The following is a 17554-nucleotide window of genomic DNA, read 5'->3' as shown; positions in this document are numbered from 1 at the left end:
AGAGCGAAGGAGCGCAGCGACTGAGCGCCGGGAGTGAAGAACGAGACCAAGGGGGCCCCGAACCCGCGACGCCGCAGGCGGCGCCAAAAACACAGCACCTTCACGGACTGCTCCGCTCCTCGCCTTCACTAACCGCCCCCGCCGGTCACCTCTACAGACAACCCACCCCCGCCCCCGATACCATCACCCGGTGCACATCAGGTTCGGCTCCACCCCTCCGGTGGACCATCGCGACGCCGCACGCGTCCGCGGTGCCGTAGCCGGCCTGATCTCGGGCACCGTCGCCGTAGCCGCCCACGGCTGGGCCGCTCCCACCGCCGTACCCGACAGCTCCTCGCTCATGCTGCTCGGCGCGACCGCCGCGGTCCTCGGCGCACTCGTCGCCGGACTTCCCCCGCTCCGGACCGGTGCCGCCGGCCTCACCGCTGCTCTGGCAGCCGGTCAGATCGTGGGCCATATCTGCCTGGGCTGGGGTTCCGGCCACCTTCACCACGGTGACCTGCAGCTGACACCGGCGATGATCGCAGCCCACCTGCTGGCCGCCTGGGCGGCCGGCCTCCTCGTTCGTGGCGCCGAAACCGCCTACCGGGCGGGAGTAGCCGCACTGTCCCGGGTGATCCCACTACTGCTGCCGCGACTGCCCGCGACCCATGGTCCCGTCGTTCCGTGTTTCGCGTACCGCGCCCGCGCGATCCCGCGCGTCGCCGTCGCCGGCCCCGGCGGCACTCGAGCCCCGCCTGCCACCGTCCTGGTCTGACTATCCTTTCCGGCCGCGGGCCGCACCTTGCCTTCACGCGGGGTCGCGCTCTACTCCGCGCCGGATTCCACTCGACCCGGCAGTCCGCCAGCGGATGCCGAGGTAGGCGCGCACGCCGAACTCCGTCGTGCCGCGCCGACCCACAGGACGTAGGTAGCACCTTGAGTATCACCGAGGTCGCCGCGGCGCAGGAGACTGCTGCCCCGGCGACGAACAAATCCGGGCCGGGCAGCGGCGCGTTCCGCGCACTCGCGCTCCGGCTGCATTTCTACGCCGGCCTCTTCGTGGGGCCGTTCCTCTTGATCGCGGCGGTGACCGGCGCGCTCTACGCGGTCTCGCCGACCATCGAATCCTTCGTCGACCGCGATCTGCTGTACGCGGACTCCCAGGGACCGGAGCGCCCCTTGTCCGAGCAGGTGACCGCGGGCGTCACCGCGCGCCCGGATCTCACGCCGGTCGCGGTCGCCCCCGCCCCGGCACCGGGCGAAACGACCCGCGTGCTGTTCAGTGATCCCGGGCTCGGGGAATCCGAGCGCCGTGCCGTTTTCGTCGATCCGGTCACCGCAGCGCCGGTGGGCGAATCGGTGGTGTACGGCAGTTCCGGGGCCCTGCCGCTGCGTGCCTGGATCTCCCAGGCACACCGGCATCTGCACCTGGGGGAGCCCGGCCGGTTGTACTCCGAACTCGCCGCGTCGTGGCTGTGGCTGATCGCGCTCGCCGGGCTCGTGCTGTGGGTGCGCCGGGTACGGGCGCGCAGGCAGCGCAACTCGTGGGGCCGGCTGTTCGTTCCCGAGCGCAGCGAGAACACGCGCAAGCGCCGGCTGAGCTGGCACGGCGTGGTCGGCGTATGGATTCTTCCGGTCCTGCTCCTGCTGTCGGCGACCGGGCTGACCTGGTCGACCTACGCCGGTGCCAATATCGAACAGCTGCGCGAGAACCTCAGCTGGACCACGCCGGAGGTCGATCCAGCGTTACCGGACTCCGCACCCCCGGCGCATTCGGGCCATACCGGCCATCACGACGGGCCCGCGGCCACCCACACCGTCTCCGCCGATCGCATCCAGCAACTCGACACCGTGCTGGCCACCGCGCGTGGTGCCGGTGTGACACAGCCCGCTGAGATCACGATCCCGGCCGATAACGGGACTGCCTTCACGGTGAAGGAAAGCCGGAGGCCGGGAACTCTGACCATCGACGCGGTCGCCGTCGACGGGGGCGGCGGTGCGATCACCGACCGGCTGCCCTATTCCGAGTGGACACTCATGGCCAAACTGGCGAACTGGGGTATTCAGTTGCATATGGGCCTGATGTTCGGCCTGCTGAACCAGCTGCTGCTACTGGCGGCGATGGTCGGCCTGATCACGGTGATCGTGCGCGGCTATCTCATGTGGTGGCGCCGCCGGCCGCCCGGCGCCGGTACCCGGTTCGCCGGGGGCAGGCCACCGCGGCGCGGCACCCTGCGCCGATCGATGAAGCTCGCTGTGCCCACGCTGGCGGTAGCAGCGCTGATCGGCTGGTTCGCGCCGGTATTCGGCCTGAGCCTGCTCGCCTTCCTGGTGCTGGATATCGTCCTGGGCCAGGTACGGCGTCTCCGCGTGGCCGGCTGACCCCAGCCGGACCGCCACGCCGGGCCGGTCGGCTTCCGTTCGAGGCGACCGGCCCGGCACCCGGCCGGCCTGCGTTCCCCCGCCCCGGCACCGCATTCCGTCCACGGACGAGGCCCGGTGCCGTGTCCGCCGGCGACCCGGCACCACCGGCGCCATATTCATACGACCGGCCCGGCCCCCGGCGCGGCGATCGCCTCGAAGGCCCGGGAACGAAAACCGATATCGGCGAGACGTTGTCGCACCGATTCCTGGACCCGTTCGGCGTCGGCGGTGTCGACGAGCGCGATGATGCTGCCGCCGAACCCACCGCCGACCATCCGCGCCCCGTGCGCGCCCGCTTCCCGAGCCGTTTCCACTGCGGCGTCGAGCACCTCGGTGGATACGGCGAAATCATCCCGCAGCGAGGCATGCCCCTCGCTCAGCAGCGGCCCGATCGCCCGGGGATCCTCACCCTCGCGCAGCATTCCGGCAACGCCGCGCACCCTGTCGTTCTCGCTCACCACATGGTGCGCGCGCCGGTAGAGCACCGGATCGGACAGGGCGGACAGCTCGTCGATACTTCCGATATCGCGCAATGAGGCCACGCCCAGGGCGGCAGCGGCGGCGGCGCATTCGGCCCGGCGGGCTCCGTACCCGCCACCGGCGTGCTCATGAGTCTGACCGGTATCGATGACCAGCAGTCGCAGACCGGCCGCCGCCAGGTCGAACGGGATCTGTTCGAAACCACCGGTTTCCGAGCCCTGGAACGCCCGGACATCCAGGAAGAGCGCATGGCCCGCGGTGCACAGGATCGAGGCGGAGTGGTCGAGGATCCCGGTGGGCGCGCCCACATAGTCGTTCTCGGCGGCCCGGGCGATATCGATCAGTTCCCGGTCGCCGACCCCCGGCGCGCACAGATCGCGCACCGCCACCGCTGTGGCGCAGCACAGCGCCGCCGACGAGGACAATCCGGCGCCGGCCGGTACCGCCCCGTCGAACTCCAGTTCCAGTCCCCCGATCCGGTGCCCGCGGCGCCGGAACTCGGCGAGGACCCCGAGCGGATACCGGGCCCAGCCCGGAACCCGCTCGCGCTCGGCGGTCAGGGCCGCGGCGGGCAGCCGCACCGGTTCGCCGGGGCGCTGCCGCGACTCGACCCGCACCAGCTCGCCGGCGTGCCGGGCGCCCAGGCAGGTGACGACCAGGGGTATAGCGAGGGGCAGCACGAATCCGTCGTTGTAGTCGGTGTGCTCACCGATCAGGTTGACCCGGCCGGGTGCCGCCCAGGTACCGCTCGTAACGGTCCTCTCCTCGTGTTCTGTCACCGGACCACCGTACGAGCCCGCACCGGCGACCGGCCGGTACGCCGCAGGGAACAGGAACACCCGTTACGACGTTGTTGCGTCAAGACAGCGACAAATTCGGCAGTGCGTGTCATCATCGGATCAATGGTCCAGTTTGGTGGCCGAACGCCTGGCGCTCGGCTCGGACATCCCCTCGTACAGGAAGACTCGGTTCGTCAGCCGCCGCTCGTTGGGCAGGTAGAGCACGACAGACAAGGATTTTCCGACCTGAAACGCGGCTCGATTTCACCGGGAATGGAGCGACCATAAGGGGGGCTGATGATCATCAGCGAACCACAGCGTGCAGGACGGTACGGTTTTCGCGGGATAGGCTGCCGGGCAGTTGTTTCGGTGGCCGCGGGTTTGCTCATCGTGGTCGCACTGATTGCCGAGTCCCGGCTGTTGTCGTTGCTGGTCGCCGTATCTGTCGCATCGGGCGCCGCGGTGTCCATCGGGGTCGGCGTCCGGCGGCATCGCCCGGCAGCACCGTATCCCTGGTATCTGGTGGCAGCGGCGGCCGTCCCGTTCGCAGTCGGCACCGTCCTGCGCGAACTGACCTCCATCACGTCCACCCCCCTCGACGAGATATTCACGCTCACCGGCTATATCGTTACCGCGCTGGCGGCGGTGCTGTGGTTGCGGCCCCGCCAGGCCCGCGCACATCCGGATGTTCTGCTGGATTCGGGGCTGATCGGCCTCGGTGCGCTTCTCGCTTCCTGGATCTTCCTCATCGCCCCGGTCCTGCACTCCGGCGATTCCATGAATACGTTGAGCGCGGTGGTCTTTCCGGTCTTCGACGCGCTGCTGCTCACCCTGCTCGCGCATTCTCTGGCCACGTCGAGCCGCTCGGAAACCTCGCTGGGGCTGCTGCATCTCGGCGTGGCGGGTACCTTGCTGACCGATATCGGCTTCCGGCTGGCGGCCGCCGGCATGATGACCGTCGATCCGGATCTGCTGCTGTTGCCCTTGCTCATCGCGTACGTGGCACTGGGTGCGGCGGCGCTGCATCCGACGATGTCGGCGGTGAGTACCCCGCGTTCGATCCGGCTGCACCATTCACGCCAGCGGGCCAGTGTTATCGCGGTGGCGCTGGTGGTTTCGTCACTTGTTCCGGTGGCGCGGGCGCCGCTGCACCCACTCGACCAGGTCATCGTGTCCGTTGTGCTGGCGCTGCTGCTCATCGGCCTGCTGATCCGCAGCGAGCGCGCCATCGGCCGCAGCACGCGCAGCGAACGGCGGGCCCGATACCAGGCCGACCACGATCCGCTCACCGGCCTGCTCAACCGGTCCGCGCTGCTGCGCGTCCTGCACCGCGACCACCGCGACTGGGCCGAACGCCCGCTGTGCCTGCTGTTCGTCGATCTGGACGAGTTCAAGGCGATCAACGACAGCTACGGCCATTCGGTGGGTGACGAATTGATCGCCGAGGCCGCGAAGCGAATCCGCACCGCCGTCCGCCGCGACGATGTGGTGGCCCGCTACGGCGGCGACGAATTCATCGTGCTGGCACCGCTGGACCGCGACGAGGCGACCACCATGGCCGAACGCCTGCTGGGTACCTTCATGAAACCGTTCCAGCTCAGCATCGGCGAGGTGCCGCTCACCGCCAGTATCGGGCTGGCCTGCGAGGGCCCTCGCGAAATCGACGCCACCGTCTACGACCTCATCCGCGACGCGGACGCGGCCATGTACCTCGCCAAGCGCCGCGGCTTCGGCTATATGTTCCACGATGCCATGCGGCATACGCCGGCGGAGCCGATCCAGCACGGCTGGCAGCCGCGGGAAACCGCCGTCTGATCCGGGCCGGCTCAGTCCGAGAGTTCGTCCAGCAGTTTGCGGGCCTGTTCCAATTCGGCCTGCAGTTGCTGCACCTTGGCTTCCTGCGCCCCGCGCACCGTCTCGAGTAGACCCTCCACCACCTCGGCGACTTCGGGATGCAGTAGTTTCGCCGCCTGGGCCACCGCCGGACCCGCGACCGGAAGGGCGCGCACGGTGCGTTTCTTACCGTTGGTCACATCGACGGTCCACTCCCCTTCGGAGCTGCCGCTGATGGTGACGATGACCTCCGGGGTCTTGGTCTTGCGGGCGGCGGGCGCCTTGGCGGCCTTCGCCGGAGCGGCCGGCCGCGGCGCCGGAGCCGGTTTCGCTTCGGCTTCGGCCTTGTTCGCGGTGGCGGCCGAGGAGCCGGGCGCCGGTTTCTTGTCCGCGGCGGTGGGCGCGGGCTGGGACGCGGTGGAGGGCACGGGCGCTTCCTTCTGCTCGGGTGCGGTTTTCGGCGGGGACGACGACCGATCGCGCGGTGGTTTGGTCAGTGTCACCTCGGTGGGCCCGAAGGACAGCACATCCTTGGAACCGGTCGGGCGGATCTGCAGGAAATCGCCGTCGGCCGGATCACCCAGTGAGACGACCTTCCCGGAACGCCCCTCGGTGACCCCCACAGCCGCGGCGGTGAACCACACCATCGGCGGGCGGCCCGCCTCGATCTCGCTGGTGATCTGTTCGAGGTCGTTGTCGGACAGAGGTTTCGGCTTCGCGTTCGATGGTGTTCGCGACGGCATGGCGCACTCCGGGCAATCTCTCACTGTTTCGTCGAATAGCTGCGTGCACAGATGATGCCGCACCGCACCGACATCTTCACACGCAGGCGGGGGTGACACCTTCCAACCTGGATAGAACGTGTTCTACTATGGCCGCAATCCGGAGACCTCGAGGAGGCATCGTGCCGTTGGACCCGACCGCCACGGAGTTGCGGGATACCGTGCTGGCCTCGCCTCGAGCGGTGGCCGCACACGACCGGGCCGCCTGGGTAGGGCTTTTCACCCGTGATGCCGTGGTCAACGACCCGGTCGGCTCCACCGCCCACACCGGGCACGACGCGATCACGCGGTTCTACGACACCTTCATCGCCCCCAACGACATCTCTTTCGATGTGGCGCACGATTTCGCCGGCCCCACGACCGTACTGCGCGATCTCACCATCACCATCACCATGTCCACCGGCGCCCGGGTTCGGGTCCCGATGCATCTGCGTTATGAGATCGCCGAGGAAGACGGCGCCCTGCGCATCGAACATCTGGCGGCCTACTGGGAACTGCTGCCGATGATCGGGCAACTCATGGGAACCGGGATCCGCGGCCTCCTCGCGGGAACCCGTCTCGGCGGCTTACTGCTGCGCAATCAAGGCTTGGGCGGCCTGACCGGTATGGCCAGGGCCTGCACGGGCATCGGACAGAGCGGTAAACGAATCGCGGATCAACTCTGCGCGGCGGCGGCCGCGGGCGATGCGACAGCGGTGACCGAACTGACCGGCGAACGCGACACCGTGCGGCTGTGGGCGGGGGAATCCGTCACGCCCGCCGAACTGACGGCGCGGGCGCGCGGCCTGCGCCGCGGAAAGACTCTCGCGGCGGGCCGGTCGGTGACGATCAGCGGAGAAACGCCGGACGGGCCCGTCCTCGTGATCCTCGAGTTCGACCCGATTGCGCCCCGAATCGACACCGTACGCGTCTACACCGACACCATCGGGTGATCCGGTCGCCCGGTCCGGATCCGACGCGTCCACCGGGTCCTGACAACCCGGCGGACCCCGGGCCCGATTCGACTCGAACCGGCGTACTCCACATACCCGCACCCCGGCACGGAACCGCGCTCGCGCAGTCGGCCGCGCCGGCGGGCCCTCGGTAAGTCTCACACCATTCGCCGTGCTCAGAGCACGATTACGTCGCGGTCCGACCTCCGGGTATTTACTGAGACCCCGAGTCCCGGTAAATTCCATAGAGAGATACATGCCATACGCACGAGGAGGCACCGATGACGCCGTCGACTCTGCCGCGGGCTCCGAAGCTGGATACCCGGTACCGCGAGATGCTGGAAACGCTGTCCGAGGGATCGGTGCGCCGCCGCTTCGACCCCTATCTCGATATCGATTGGGACGCACCCGAACTCGCCCTCGACCCCGACGACCCCCGGTGGATCCTCTCCCCCGAGTACGACCCGCTCGGCGCCACCCGCTGGTATCGGGAACTGCCGGCCGAGAAACAGATCGAGATCGGCCGCTGGCGGGTCGCCAATGCCATCAAAGTGGGTGCGGCGTTCGAAACAGTGCTGATCCGCGGCATGATGCAGTACATCGCGAAACTGCCCAACGGTTCACCGGAGTTCCGCTACTGCCTGCACGAGATGACCGAAGAGTGCAATCACATCCAGATGTTCCAGGAACTGGTCAACCGGATCGGCGACGACGTCCCCGGAATGCGGCCCATCTTCCGGGCGCTCTCCCCGTTCATCGGCGTGGCCGGCGGTTACGCCCACGTCATCCTGTTCCTCGGCATCCTGGGCGGTGAGGAGCCGATCGACCACTACCAGAAGGCGATGATCCGCAACGGGGCGAATCTGCCTCCGCTGGTGGTGCGGGCGATGGAGATCCATATCGCCGAGGAGGCCCGGCACATATCCTTCGCGGGCGAATTCCTGCGCGCGCATATCGCGAAACTCGATCCGATCTCGACCGCCCTGTGCGGGATCTCCTTTCCGCTGGCGCTGCGCTGGCTGGCCGGGGAGATCATGGCGCCGCCGCCGGAATTCGCCCGGCGGTTCGATATCCCGCGCACGGTCATCAAAGAGGCATTCTGGCGCAGCCCGCATGCCCGCGGGATCCTGTCCGGCTACTTCGGCGATATGCGCACCCTCGCCCATGAGCTCGGGCTGATGAACCCCGTCAGCAGCCTGCTGTGGCGGGCACTGGGTATCGACGGCGACCGGTCGCGCTACCGCAGCGAACCAGAACGCCGGGTCCGGTCCGCAGTGGCCTGACCCGGTACGCCGGGCCGGCCGACGATGTCCGGCCCGGCCCTCACGGATCGCCGGCGAGTCCGGCGACGACCTCGGACAGCTCCCGGTCGGGATCCACTGCGATACCTACCGCTCGAGCGGCACCGTCGAGCACGTACCAGGCGTAATCGGCCAGATCGGCGACCATCTCGGCGCGGGTGCGATTCGGCCGCGGGTCGGCGACCCAGGCGGCGAGCACCCCTTCGACCATGGTCACCACGGCGAACGGCACGGGTTCCAGTGCCGCCGAGTCGACACCCACGATCCGGCCGATCGCGTCGATCAGTTCGCGCGAGCGCTCCGATATCCGGGTCTTGAGGCTGCTGATCGCGTCGACGGTTTCCGGCCCGCCGGCCGGTGGCCCGGAACGCGCGAAGGCGGTCAGGTTGGGATGGTCCCCCATCCAGTCCGCCACCGCCCGGACGGTACGGGTGATGATCTCGCGAACCGACCCCGCGGACACATCCAGTTGCGCGTCCAGAACGGCCCCCAGATCGTCGATCAGATACGACCGGATCCGCCGGTCCAGATCTTCGCGACCGCTGAACTGCCGATACACCACCGACTTGGCCACCCCGGCCCGCTTCGCGATCTGAACCACCGGAATATCGGCGCCGAGCGGCTTCTCCTCGAGCAGTTCGACGGCGGCCCGCAGAATCGCGCGCTGCCGTTCGGTGTTGTGCTGCTCCCAGCGCGCCTCATAGCCATTGACCGCCCCCTGGGTCCGCGACCGCGGTGAAGCCACCGACATGCCTGGCAGTGTACCCAGCACGCCCAGCCGGTCGTCGGCGACCGAGAAACATCGCCACTTACCTCCGGCAGGCACTTCTTAACTGCGATTTCATCTGCCACACGCCCGTGCACCGGCAAATGAAAGAACATTTACACATACATTAATGGCGGATTTCCCGTCCTCACCGTGTAATACCCCCGGCACATTCTACAAACCGGTCGTTTTGTCGTTCATGATCATAATTTCCGCTGCCACGAAGTGCCGAACATGTTCCAGCACAGCATCTTCCATGCGCACGACCATCTGCCGAGGGGCCACCGGCCGGAATCATAGAAATCTGTACGCAACGAATCCACGTGCGTCCGGATCGAAAAAGGCTAGAATTGCGGCACATTGGTACCGGGCGGGTCCGGCGATCTGCTGTCACAACGTTGCTCGGTCGCGGGAATTTCCGGCGAACCGGTTTCGGGGGCGGCCGAAATCGAAGCCGCGTGCCCATACGCAGCGATCCGCCGGCTCACCACGCGTACAGGAGGCAAGGATGCCCGACAACACCGGCCCCGAGGAGAACGACGTGGAAACGACCGCCGAGCACACCCCCGTGATCTGGCCCGAACCCAGCAGGCTGGATTCCTGGTGGCGGGACATCATGACCGACCCCGGATCGGCGGGCCCGGCCGACGAACCGGAAGCGGTCCCGCCGACGCTCACCCATAACGCCTGACGCCACCGGCCGGGCGCAGTCGGGTCGCCGACTGCGCCCGGCATCCTTTCCAGCAATGGCTCGAACAGCGTTTGTGCAGCCGGCCCGTTCCGCTCGTGCGTGGAGCTAACCGGACTTCCCGGCGGGTGTGAGGCGAACGAGCGGGATCTCCCGAGTCGTCCGCTGCTCGTATTCGCCGTAGACCGGGTAGTCGGCGACGATCCGGGACCACAGCGGTGCTCGCTGTTCCCTCGACAGCACATATGCGGTCATCGACCTGCGGGGCCCGTCTCGGAACGACACCTCGACCGCGGGGTCGGCCCGGAGATTCCAGTACCACGCGGGATTCGTAGGGTCACCGACCCTGGAGGCGACGACGATATAGTCGTCGCCGTCGACGACAGGCGCTGTCAACATCACCGATCGCGGCCGGCCGGTTTTCCGGCCGATGGTCGTCAACTCGAGGACCGGCATCCCGAAGTACTCGGTACCCAGGCGCCCGAAGCTGATACGCAGGAGCGCCCGATGCACCGTATTGACGGTCCTCAGCATGAAATTCGACGGCATAGCAGTTCATCCTCCGGTCCACGGCAGCGCGTCCCAGCAAACCAGCTCGGGTCACCGTCCGGCAACGGCCCCGGCGCACCGTGGCACTCCCTCGATGTCCGGGCCGCGAATCGGCCGGCGGTCCGAGGGGTCCGCCGACGTGCCGCATCGTCGAACCCGTTCTCCCCGTGTGCCGTTCGCGGCCACGCTCGTGACCGTCCTTGCCACCGGGCGGAAGCCGGCGCCGCGGCGAGACGAAATAACAAGCATGCAATTCGGAAAGCCATTTCCTTCGCACCCGAAAACGCTTGATATCTTTTATTTCTCGACGGCGGTTTTCGAAAACTATTGACTCCGGCGCCACACGACGCGTTCGGCCGGCTGTTGATTAGCTGTCAATTTGCCCAAGTCGATTCAGGTCGGAGATTCCGAGAGACGGAGAGGTCCGACACCAGCAGCTGCAGTCCGGACACCCCCGCATCTCCATACACATGACCGGATCACCGTCCGCCGATCACAGGACCGCACAACCGCGGGACGGCCACCATGAGCGACTGTCATCCCCGCCCCGCCCGCCCCGCGACATCCCGGCCGGCCCGGCCAAAAGGAGGGAGAACCACGTCAACGAACGGCGCATACCGACGCAGGAAGGCAGAGAAGGCCACACCCTGAGCCGGTAGACATAAGAAAAGGCCCCGGAGAGGACATCCTCTCCGGGGCCTTCCCGGTAGTAGCGGGGACAGGATTTGAACCTGCGACCTCTGGGTTATGAGCCCAGCGAGCTACCGAGCTGCTCCACCCCGCGTTGGGTGAACACAACATTACACACGGCCTCACGAATATGACAAATCGCCTGGTCAACCGAACTTTCCCACTCCAGAGCACCCGATTCCGACCCGCCACCGGCGCTCGATCCCGGACCAACCAGGGATCAGCCCGCAACCTCACGCAACACGGCGTTCCGAACGGCGCGTCAGAACGTTAACGGAGCGATTGCCCCAGATCTCGGTCTGGATATGCGTGACACGAATTACGATTTTTCGGTGATCCCGGTCACATTTCGGTGTGATCACGCACCCGACTGGGTAGCGGAAATCCGGATTATGACCAGCAGTTTTCCACATATTCCCGGTTCTTGCCAATCCACATATTGATAGTTATCGATACGTGATCTGACGAGATTTCTCCGTTACGGTCATTTGCAGGCCCCGACCAGACCGGGACGGGCCGGCCGAACCGGAGAACACCGGCAACCCTGTCCCACGGTTCGGATCAAACCCCGACACATCACCTGGGGACAGGGGCACGCAGCTTCCACGCGCTGCCGGTGGGCACAGGGAGGGATTCGCATATGACCAAGACCCGAAAGTTCAGCACCCGCGCCCTCGGTATGACCGCTATCGCCGGGGCTCTCGTTGCCGTACCGTTCGGTCTTTCCACGGCCACCGCCTCCGCCGATTCCGGCAACTGGGACGCAGTCGCCCAGTGCGAGAGCAGCGGCGACTGGTCCACCAACACCGGCAACGGCTTCTACGGCGGCCTGCAGTTCACCCAGAGCACCTGGGAGGCCAACGGTGGTACCGGTAGCGCGGCCGACGCCAGCCGCGAGGAGCAGATCGCGGTGGCGGAGAATGTGCTCGACAGCCAGGGACCCGGCGCGTGGCCGGTGTGCGGTTCGTACCTGTGATACGGCCCGGCGCGTAATCGAGCGCCGGTAACCCGCGCGTACAACGAAGAGGCTCTGTCATCCATCCGGATGACAGAGCCTCTTCGCGTTATCGGTGGGCCACGAACCGGCCCGATCCGTTACCTACCGGCATCCTGGTAGGCCTTGACCGCGGCATCGAGCTCGTCGAGGGCCCGGCCGAAGTCCTCGAAGTTACCGGTGCGCATCGCGGTGCGTACCGCCTCGATCTTGCGGTTCAGCTCCGCGGCGGCCGCATCCTGACCCGCGGAGCCCGTAGCCGCCGGCGGGGCGGTACCCGCGGGGGTACCGGTGCCCTGGTTCTCGGGTTGCCCCTCGGGTTCGGTCTGCGGGGGCGCGGCCCCGGGACTGGGCCGAGTGGCCGGATCACCACCCGACGGCGTCGCCAGCGCGCCGGAACCCGGCAGTACCTGGTTCAGCGCATCGGCCAGCGTCGAGCCGTAACCGACCTTCACGCTGCCGGCCTGATCGCGGTAACTCACCAGAACTCGCAGCAGCTGCGGGAACGTCGCCGTGTTCTGCCCGGTATTGCGCTCGTTGTAGAACGGCTCGACGTACAGAATCCCGCCGTCGGCAACCGGCAGGGTGAGCAAGTTGCCATATCTGATCTTGTTCGAGTTGGACAGCAAGGTCTTCTCCTGGGAGACCTGTGGCGCCGTCGTCATCGTGTTCTGTGTCTGCTGTGGCCCCTGCGTCTGGGTATCGGTCGGCAATTGCAGGATCCGGAACTTGCCGTAACCCTCCGGATCGGAGCGCACCGAGATATACGACGACAAGAACTGTCTGTTGTAGCCGACCATCGCGCTGGTCAGGTTGAACGCGGGCTTACCTGTATCCGGATCGCCCAGCAGCACGTAATACGGCGGCTGACTGGCCGACACTCCCTCGACCGTCGGATCGGCGGGCACCGACCAGAACGCGTTGTTGGTGAAGAACTCGCGCGGATCGTCCACGTGATACTTGGTGAGCATCTCGCGCTGCACCTTGAACAGATCTTCCGGGTAACGGAAGTGTTCCCGCAGCTCGGGGCTGATCGCGCTCTCCGGTTTCACCGCATCCGGGAACACGCCGCGCCAGGCCTGCAGGACCGGATCGGAGGGATCGGTCTCGTAGAGGTCGACGGAGCCGTCATAGGCGTCGACGGTGGCCTTCACCGAGTTGCGTATATAGCTGACTTCCTTGCGCGGCAGCAGCCGGCCGGTGCGCTGATCGATACTGTCCTCGACCGCGCCCTCCAACGACGTGTTCTGGGCGTACGGGTAGTTGTCCAGGGTCGTGTAGGCGTCCACGATCCATTTGATGCGACCGTCCACGACCGCCGGATAGGCGTTACCGTCCGGGGTCAGCCACGGCGCTACCTTCTGCACCCGATCGCGGGGCGAACGGTTGTAGAGGATCTTCGAATCGCCGCTGATCGCCGAGGAGAACAGGATGTTGCGTTCGGCGTATTTGGCCGCGAACGCCAGCCGGTTGAACCAGTTGCCGATCGACACCCCACCGGCGCCGTCATAGGTGAACCGCGCCGTATCGGTGTCGTACTCGCGCGGGTCTCCCCCGTCTGTGTTCCCGACGATGGCGTAGTCGGGATCGGATTGCGAAATCAGTTCGCCGTAGTAGATCCGCGGCTGATCAACCGGGATCTGCTGCTTGTCCTTCGGCGTGGACAGGTCACTGACCAGGAAGATCGGGTATCCGGAGTCGCTGCTGCCGCCCGCGACATTGGGATCCTCGGATTGCGGCCGGTTGACCCGGTTGGCCGGAGCGGCGACGAACCCGTTGCCGTGGGTGTAGACCGTGTGCCTGTTGATCCAGTCGGTCTGGTTACCGCTCAGGGTCTCCGGGGACAGTTCACGCGCCGCGACGATGTAGTCCTGGATCTGACCGTTCAGCGTGTACCGGTCGATATCGAGTGCCTCGGGGAACCCGTAGAAGTTCTTCAGCTGCCGCAACTGGGTGAACGTCGGCGACAGAATGTTCGGGTCGAGCAGCCGGGCATTGGCGATCGTGGCGTGATCCACCGGCACATTCACCGGATTCTTGGTGCTCTCGCCCTTGTAGTCGACGTACTCGATCTTGTCGTCGGTGATTCCGTACGCCTGCCGGGTGGCATCGATATTGCGTTCGATGTACTCGCTTTCCTTCTCCGCCGCGTTCGGGCGCACCGAGAACTGCTCGACCATCAGCGGCCACACCGCGCCCACCAGCACCGAGGAGAGCACCAGCAGCGCCGCCGCCATCGCCGGCACCCGCAGATCACGCAGGACGATGCCGGCGAAGAAGGCCACCGCGCAGATGACCGCGATGGACAGCAGGATCAGCTTGGCCGGCAGCACCGCGTTGATATCGGTGAACGAGCCGCCGTTGAAGGTCGGTTCCTTACGACTGCTCATCAGCAGCTGGTACCGGTCGAACCAGTAGGCGACGGCTTTGAGGAGCACGAAAGTGCCGGCGAGTGCGGCGAGCTGAATCCGCGCGGGCGTCGTGAGCACACCCTCGCGTCCGGTCAGCCGCAGGCCACCGAAAATGTAGTGCGTCACCAGATTCGCGAAGAACGCGATCACGACGGCGACGAACAACCAGTTCAGCGCCATCCGGTAGAACGGCAGATCGAACGCGTAGAAACCGACATCCAGGCCGAACTGCGGATCCGTCTGCCCGAACGACCCACCGTGCAGGAACAGTTGCACCGTCACCCAGTTCGACTGCGCCACAAGTCCCGACAGCACACCGAGCAGACCCGGGATCCCGAGACCGAACAACTTCAGTCTGCTCAGCACCGTGGTGCGGTAGCGGGCGATCGGATCGCCCGCGCCGGAGGTGGGCGCGAATACCGGCCGGGATCGGTAGGCCAGTAACAGGGCCAGCCAGACGATCGCGCCGACCAGGACAGCGACCGCCAGGAAGATCGCGAACCTGGTCAGCAACACGGTCGTATAGACGTCGCGGAAATCGACCTCCCCGAACCACAACCAGTTCGTGTAGGTGTCGACGAGCCGTGGCCCTACCAACAGCAGTGCGGCCAGCACCACCGCCGCCACCAGCAGCGAACGGCTGCGCCGGGACAGCGATGGTAAACCGGCTTGGGGGCGCATGCCCACGATGCCACTCTCCAGGGTCCGGCGGCGGGCCAACCGGTGACGCCACCGGCCGCTGCGCCGCAGTCCGAATTGTTGCGGTCGGGTCCTTACGGACCTTCTGCGCCCACTTTACGGAAAACGGACATCTTCGCGACCACAGGGTTCGGCGGTGTCGCGGCGCCGGATGCGAGGATGGTCCGGTGAGCCCCGACCTGCACGCCGAAATCGTCCTTGCCCGTTCCGTCCACGAGGTCGCCGAGTTCGTCGACGCCGAGGGCTGGGGCAGATCGCCGCAGATGTTCGCTCTGGTGCGAACCGCCGATCTGGTGGTCGCCGAACCCACGCTCATCGACGAGATCGACACCGCGAACGAACTGACTCCGGTCGCACAGGATCCGCTGCCCGATGAAGTGGCCGCCGGGACGATGCCGCTGGATGAATTCCTGGCCACCACCAGTTGGCCGTCCGCAGTGGCCGGCTGTGTCCTGGTACAGGAGATCGTCGTCCTGCCACCGGACGCCGAGGAAGATCTCGACGATGCCCTCACCCCGCTGCTGGCCGACGCCGACGCGGCCGACGCGGCCGGCCGGGCCGCCGCCCACGCCCATCCGGGCCGGCGCGACGCCCGCCTGTTCGCCGCCGCGCTGCGTACCGGAAACACCCTGTGCCTGCTGCAATTACGGCCCGAGGACGAGGACGAATCCGGCGCCGAAGGCGACCTGGACCTGCGCACCTACCCCAATCTGGCCCCGAATCTGGTCGAAGCGCTGCGGCATACGCTGGAAGAGTCGGATGAGGACTGACGCCTAGCCGCAGCTCGGCGCCTGGCCGCCCGCCGACAGATCTTCGAGTGCCTGCACCGCGCCGGCCAGCGTCTCCACCCGGACGGTGCGCAGGCCGTCCGGAACCCGCTGGATCGCCTCGGCGCAGTTGCCCGCGGGCACCAGGAAAGTTTCCGCGCCCGCGTCCCGGGCGGCCATCATCTTGTACTGGATACCGCCGATCGCGCCGACCTTGCCGTTCTTATCGATGGTGCCGGTGCCGGCGATAAAAGAACCGCCGTCGAGATCGCCCGGGCTCAGTTTCTCGACCAGTGCCAGGCTGAACATCAACCCGGCAGAGGGCCCGCCGATATCGGGCAGGTAGAACTCGACCTGCATCGGCGGCGCCGCGGCCTCGGTGGTCGTCAGCCCGAGATACCCCTTGGCCTGGTCGTCGGGCCGGGCACCGAGGGTGACGTTCACAGTCTGTTCGGCACCGTCACGCCGGATGGCCATCGGCAGCACCGCGCCAGGCGCCTTGTTCGATACCTCCGCCACCACATCCTGCGGGGTGGATACCGGTGTGCCGTTCACGCTGACGATCTGGTCTCCGGGGCGCAGCACATCGCGGGCCGGAGCCTTGTCCCCCACCTCGTGCACCAGCACCGCGGTGGGCAAGTTCAGCTGGTGCATCGCCGCGACCTCGGCATTGCTCTCCGAGGTCGAGAACTCCTCTTCGTTCGATTTGTCGACTTCCTCGCGGGTCAGCCCCGGGGGATACACCTCGGCGCGCGGCACGATGCCGTGCCGGCCGCTGACCCAGAAACCGAGCGCCTCGAAAAGGGTCAGGCCGTCACGCATCGCGATCGTGGTCATATTGAGGTGGCCGGCGGTCCGGTCGACCTCGGCGCCGGTAACCCCGACAACGTCTTGACCTTCGTATTTGCCCAGAGTGTCATGGGTGGGCCCGGGACCGAGCGCGACGAACGGCACGGTGTACACGCTGCCGATCACGCCGAGCAGCAAAACAGGCACCAGGGCGACCAGGAGCGTGATGATCCGACGATTCACTCGATCAACACTAGCGATCCGAACCCGCCCAGCGCGGACAGGCACGCGCGCCGAGCCGCGTCCGCCCGCGCGCTCCCGCACACATACGGCGTGACCGGCACCGCGGTGGCCTCACGCCAGACGCGCGAGCGCCTGCTTCACCTCGGCCAGCGACGGGTTCGTCGCCGTGGAACCGTCGGCGAACTTCACCGTCGGGACCACATGATTGCCGTTGTTCACACTGCCCACGAAATCCGCCGAGTCCGGATCCTCCTCGATATCGATCTCCACCCAGCTGATCCCGGCCTCTTTCAACTGGGTCTTCAGCCGGCGGCAGTAGCCGCACCAGGTGGTGGAATACATGGTCAGATCCGGTGTCGATTCACTCACGAAGAAAGCAACGCCGCCACGGCGCCGGGTGTTCCACATCCGGCCGGCATTCCCGTCAGAGGCTCCGTCGCGACAC

At 66.9% G+C, this 17554-nt stretch carries 15 protein-coding genes and 1 tRNA gene; 8 read left to right on the top strand and 8 right to left on the bottom strand.

Features of this window, described 5'->3' with window-relative positions:
* The first annotated feature begins 190 nt into the window (after positions 1–190).
* Both ABZ827_RS24205 and ABZ827_RS24200 read left to right on the top strand, forming a co-directional pair.
* Positions 191–757 (top strand): hypothetical protein, encoded by a 567-nt coding sequence (locus ABZ827_RS24205; RefSeq protein ID WP_357240694.1) that lies wholly within the window; start codon positions 191–193, stop codon positions 755–757.
* Between the two features lie 161 nt (positions 758–918).
* Entirely contained in the window at positions 919–2364 is a 1446-nt protein-coding gene (locus tag ABZ827_RS24200; protein WP_357240691.1) for a PepSY domain-containing protein, read from the top strand.
* A 158-nt stretch (positions 2365–2522) separates the two neighbouring features.
* On the opposite strand, the gene galK is transcribed toward ABZ827_RS24200, so the two are convergent.
* The gene (gene galK / locus ABZ827_RS24195; protein WP_357240688.1) at positions 2523–3665 is read right to left on the bottom strand and encodes a galactokinase; all 1143 of its coding nucleotides are present in this window, start codon (positions 3663–3665) and stop codon (positions 2523–2525) included.
* 369 nt (positions 3666–4034) lie between these two features.
* Between galK and ABZ827_RS24190 the strand changes: the two genes are divergently transcribed.
* Positions 4035–5480, top strand: a complete 1446-nt coding sequence (locus tag ABZ827_RS24190; protein WP_357240686.1) for a GGDEF domain-containing protein — start codon at positions 4035–4037, stop codon at positions 5478–5480.
* Between the two features lie 11 nt (positions 5481–5491).
* On the opposite strand, the gene ABZ827_RS24185 is transcribed toward ABZ827_RS24190, so the two are convergent.
* Positions 5492–6241, bottom strand: coding sequence for a DUF6319 family protein (locus tag ABZ827_RS24185; protein WP_357240684.1), 750 nt, complete (start codon positions 6239–6241; stop codon positions 5492–5494).
* Positions 6242–6402: 161 nt separating this feature from the next.
* On the opposite strand from ABZ827_RS24185, the gene ABZ827_RS24180 reads away from it, so the two are divergent.
* Positions 6403–7212, top strand: a complete 810-nt coding sequence (locus ABZ827_RS24180; protein ID WP_357240681.1) for a nuclear transport factor 2 family protein — start codon at positions 6403–6405, stop codon at positions 7210–7212.
* A 281-nt stretch (positions 7213–7493) separates the two neighbouring features.
* Positions 7494–8495, top strand: a complete 1002-nt coding sequence (locus ABZ827_RS24175) for a diiron oxygenase (RefSeq protein WP_357240678.1) — start codon at positions 7494–7496, stop codon at positions 8493–8495.
* 40 nt (positions 8496–8535) lie between these two features.
* On the opposite strand, the gene ABZ827_RS24170 is transcribed toward ABZ827_RS24175, so the two are convergent.
* Positions 8536–9264: a TetR/AcrR family transcriptional regulator gene (locus tag ABZ827_RS24170; RefSeq protein WP_357240674.1), complete on the bottom strand. Its 729-nt coding sequence runs from the start codon at positions 9262–9264 to the stop codon at positions 8536–8538.
* A gap of 523 nt (positions 9265–9787) precedes the next feature.
* On the opposite strand from ABZ827_RS24170, the gene ABZ827_RS24165 reads away from it, so the two are divergent.
* On the top strand, positions 9788–9970 hold the full coding sequence (locus ABZ827_RS24165; protein ID WP_357240671.1) for a hypothetical protein: 183 nt from the start codon (positions 9788–9790) through the stop codon (positions 9968–9970).
* A 105-nt stretch (positions 9971–10075) separates the two neighbouring features.
* On the opposite strand, the gene ABZ827_RS24160 is transcribed toward ABZ827_RS24165, so the two are convergent.
* Both ABZ827_RS24160 and ABZ827_RS24155 read right to left on the bottom strand, forming a co-directional pair.
* Positions 10076–10516, bottom strand: coding sequence for a nitroreductase/quinone reductase family protein (locus tag ABZ827_RS24160; RefSeq protein WP_357240668.1), 441 nt, complete (start codon positions 10514–10516; stop codon positions 10076–10078).
* Between the two features lie 710 nt (positions 10517–11226).
* Positions 11227–11300, bottom strand: a tRNA-Met gene (locus tag ABZ827_RS24155).
* Between the two features lie 546 nt (positions 11301–11846).
* Between ABZ827_RS24155 and ABZ827_RS24150 the strand changes: the two genes are divergently transcribed.
* Positions 11847–12182 (top strand): transglycosylase family protein, encoded by a 336-nt coding sequence (locus ABZ827_RS24150; protein WP_357240665.1) that lies wholly within the window; start codon positions 11847–11849, stop codon positions 12180–12182.
* 119 nt (positions 12183–12301) lie between these two features.
* Here ABZ827_RS24150 and ABZ827_RS24145 read toward each other — a convergent pair whose 3' ends face one another.
* Entirely contained in the window at positions 12302–15298 is a 2997-nt protein-coding gene (locus ABZ827_RS24145) for a UPF0182 family protein (RefSeq protein WP_357240663.1), read from the bottom strand.
* Between the two features lie 179 nt (positions 15299–15477).
* Here ABZ827_RS24145 and ABZ827_RS24140 point away from each other — a divergent pair, with 179 nt between their 5' ends.
* Positions 15478–16080 carry a PPA1309 family protein gene (locus ABZ827_RS24140; protein ID WP_357240660.1) on the top strand — a complete coding sequence of 201 codons (603 nt, stop codon included), beginning with the start codon at positions 15478–15480 and terminating at the stop codon, positions 16078–16080.
* Between the two features lie 3 nt (positions 16081–16083).
* On the opposite strand, the gene ABZ827_RS24135 is transcribed toward ABZ827_RS24140, so the two are convergent.
* Together ABZ827_RS24135 and ABZ827_RS24130 are read right to left on the bottom strand one after the other, a co-directional pair.
* Positions 16084–17109 carry a PDZ domain-containing protein gene (locus ABZ827_RS24135; RefSeq protein WP_357240657.1) on the bottom strand — a complete coding sequence of 342 codons (1026 nt, stop codon included), beginning with the start codon at positions 17107–17109 and terminating at the stop codon, positions 16084–16086.
* Positions 17110–17220: 111 nt separating this feature from the next.
* The gene (locus ABZ827_RS24130) at positions 17221–17517 is read right to left on the bottom strand and encodes a mycoredoxin (protein ID WP_357240655.1); all 297 of its coding nucleotides are present in this window, start codon (positions 17515–17517) and stop codon (positions 17221–17223) included.
* Positions 17518–17554 lie beyond the last annotated feature (37 nt).

Origin of the sequence: Nocardia sp. NPDC019395, from assembly GCF_040632335.1 — a bacterium.
In the GTDB taxonomy this organism is placed as follows: Bacteria; Actinomycetota; Actinomycetes; order Mycobacteriales; family Mycobacteriaceae; genus Nocardia.
The sequence above is the reverse complement of the archived record's forward strand: the minus strand, read 5'-3'. Positions and strand labels throughout refer to the sequence as shown.

What these genes read in the sequence shown, in the direction of transcription:
- ABZ827_RS24175 (WP_357240678.1), top strand. Translation starts at nt 7,494, where the DNA reads ATGACGCCGTCGACTCTGCCGCGGGCTCCGAAGCTGGATACCCGGTAC.
- ABZ827_RS24165 (WP_357240671.1), top strand. Translation starts at nt 9,788, where the DNA reads ATGCCCGACAACACCGGCCCCGAGGAGAACGACGTGGAAACGACCGCC.
- ABZ827_RS24160 (WP_357240668.1), bottom strand. Translation starts at nt 10,516, where the DNA reads ATGCCGTCGAATTTCATGCTGAGGACCGTCAATACGGTGCATCGGGCG.
- ABZ827_RS24150 (WP_357240665.1), top strand. Translation starts at nt 11,847, where the DNA reads ATGACCAAGACCCGAAAGTTCAGCACCCGCGCCCTCGGTATGACCGCT.
- ABZ827_RS24130 (WP_357240655.1), bottom strand. Translation starts at nt 17,517, where the DNA reads ATGTGGAACACCCGGCGCCGTGGCGGCGTTGCTTTCTTCGTGAGTGAA.
- ABZ827_RS24170 (WP_357240674.1), bottom strand. Translation starts at nt 9,264, where the DNA reads ATGTCGGTGGCTTCACCGCGGTCGCGGACCCAGGGGGCGGTCAATGGC.
- ABZ827_RS24185 (WP_357240684.1), bottom strand. Translation starts at nt 6,241, where the DNA reads ATGCCGTCGCGAACACCATCGAACGCGAAGCCGAAACCTCTGTCCGAC.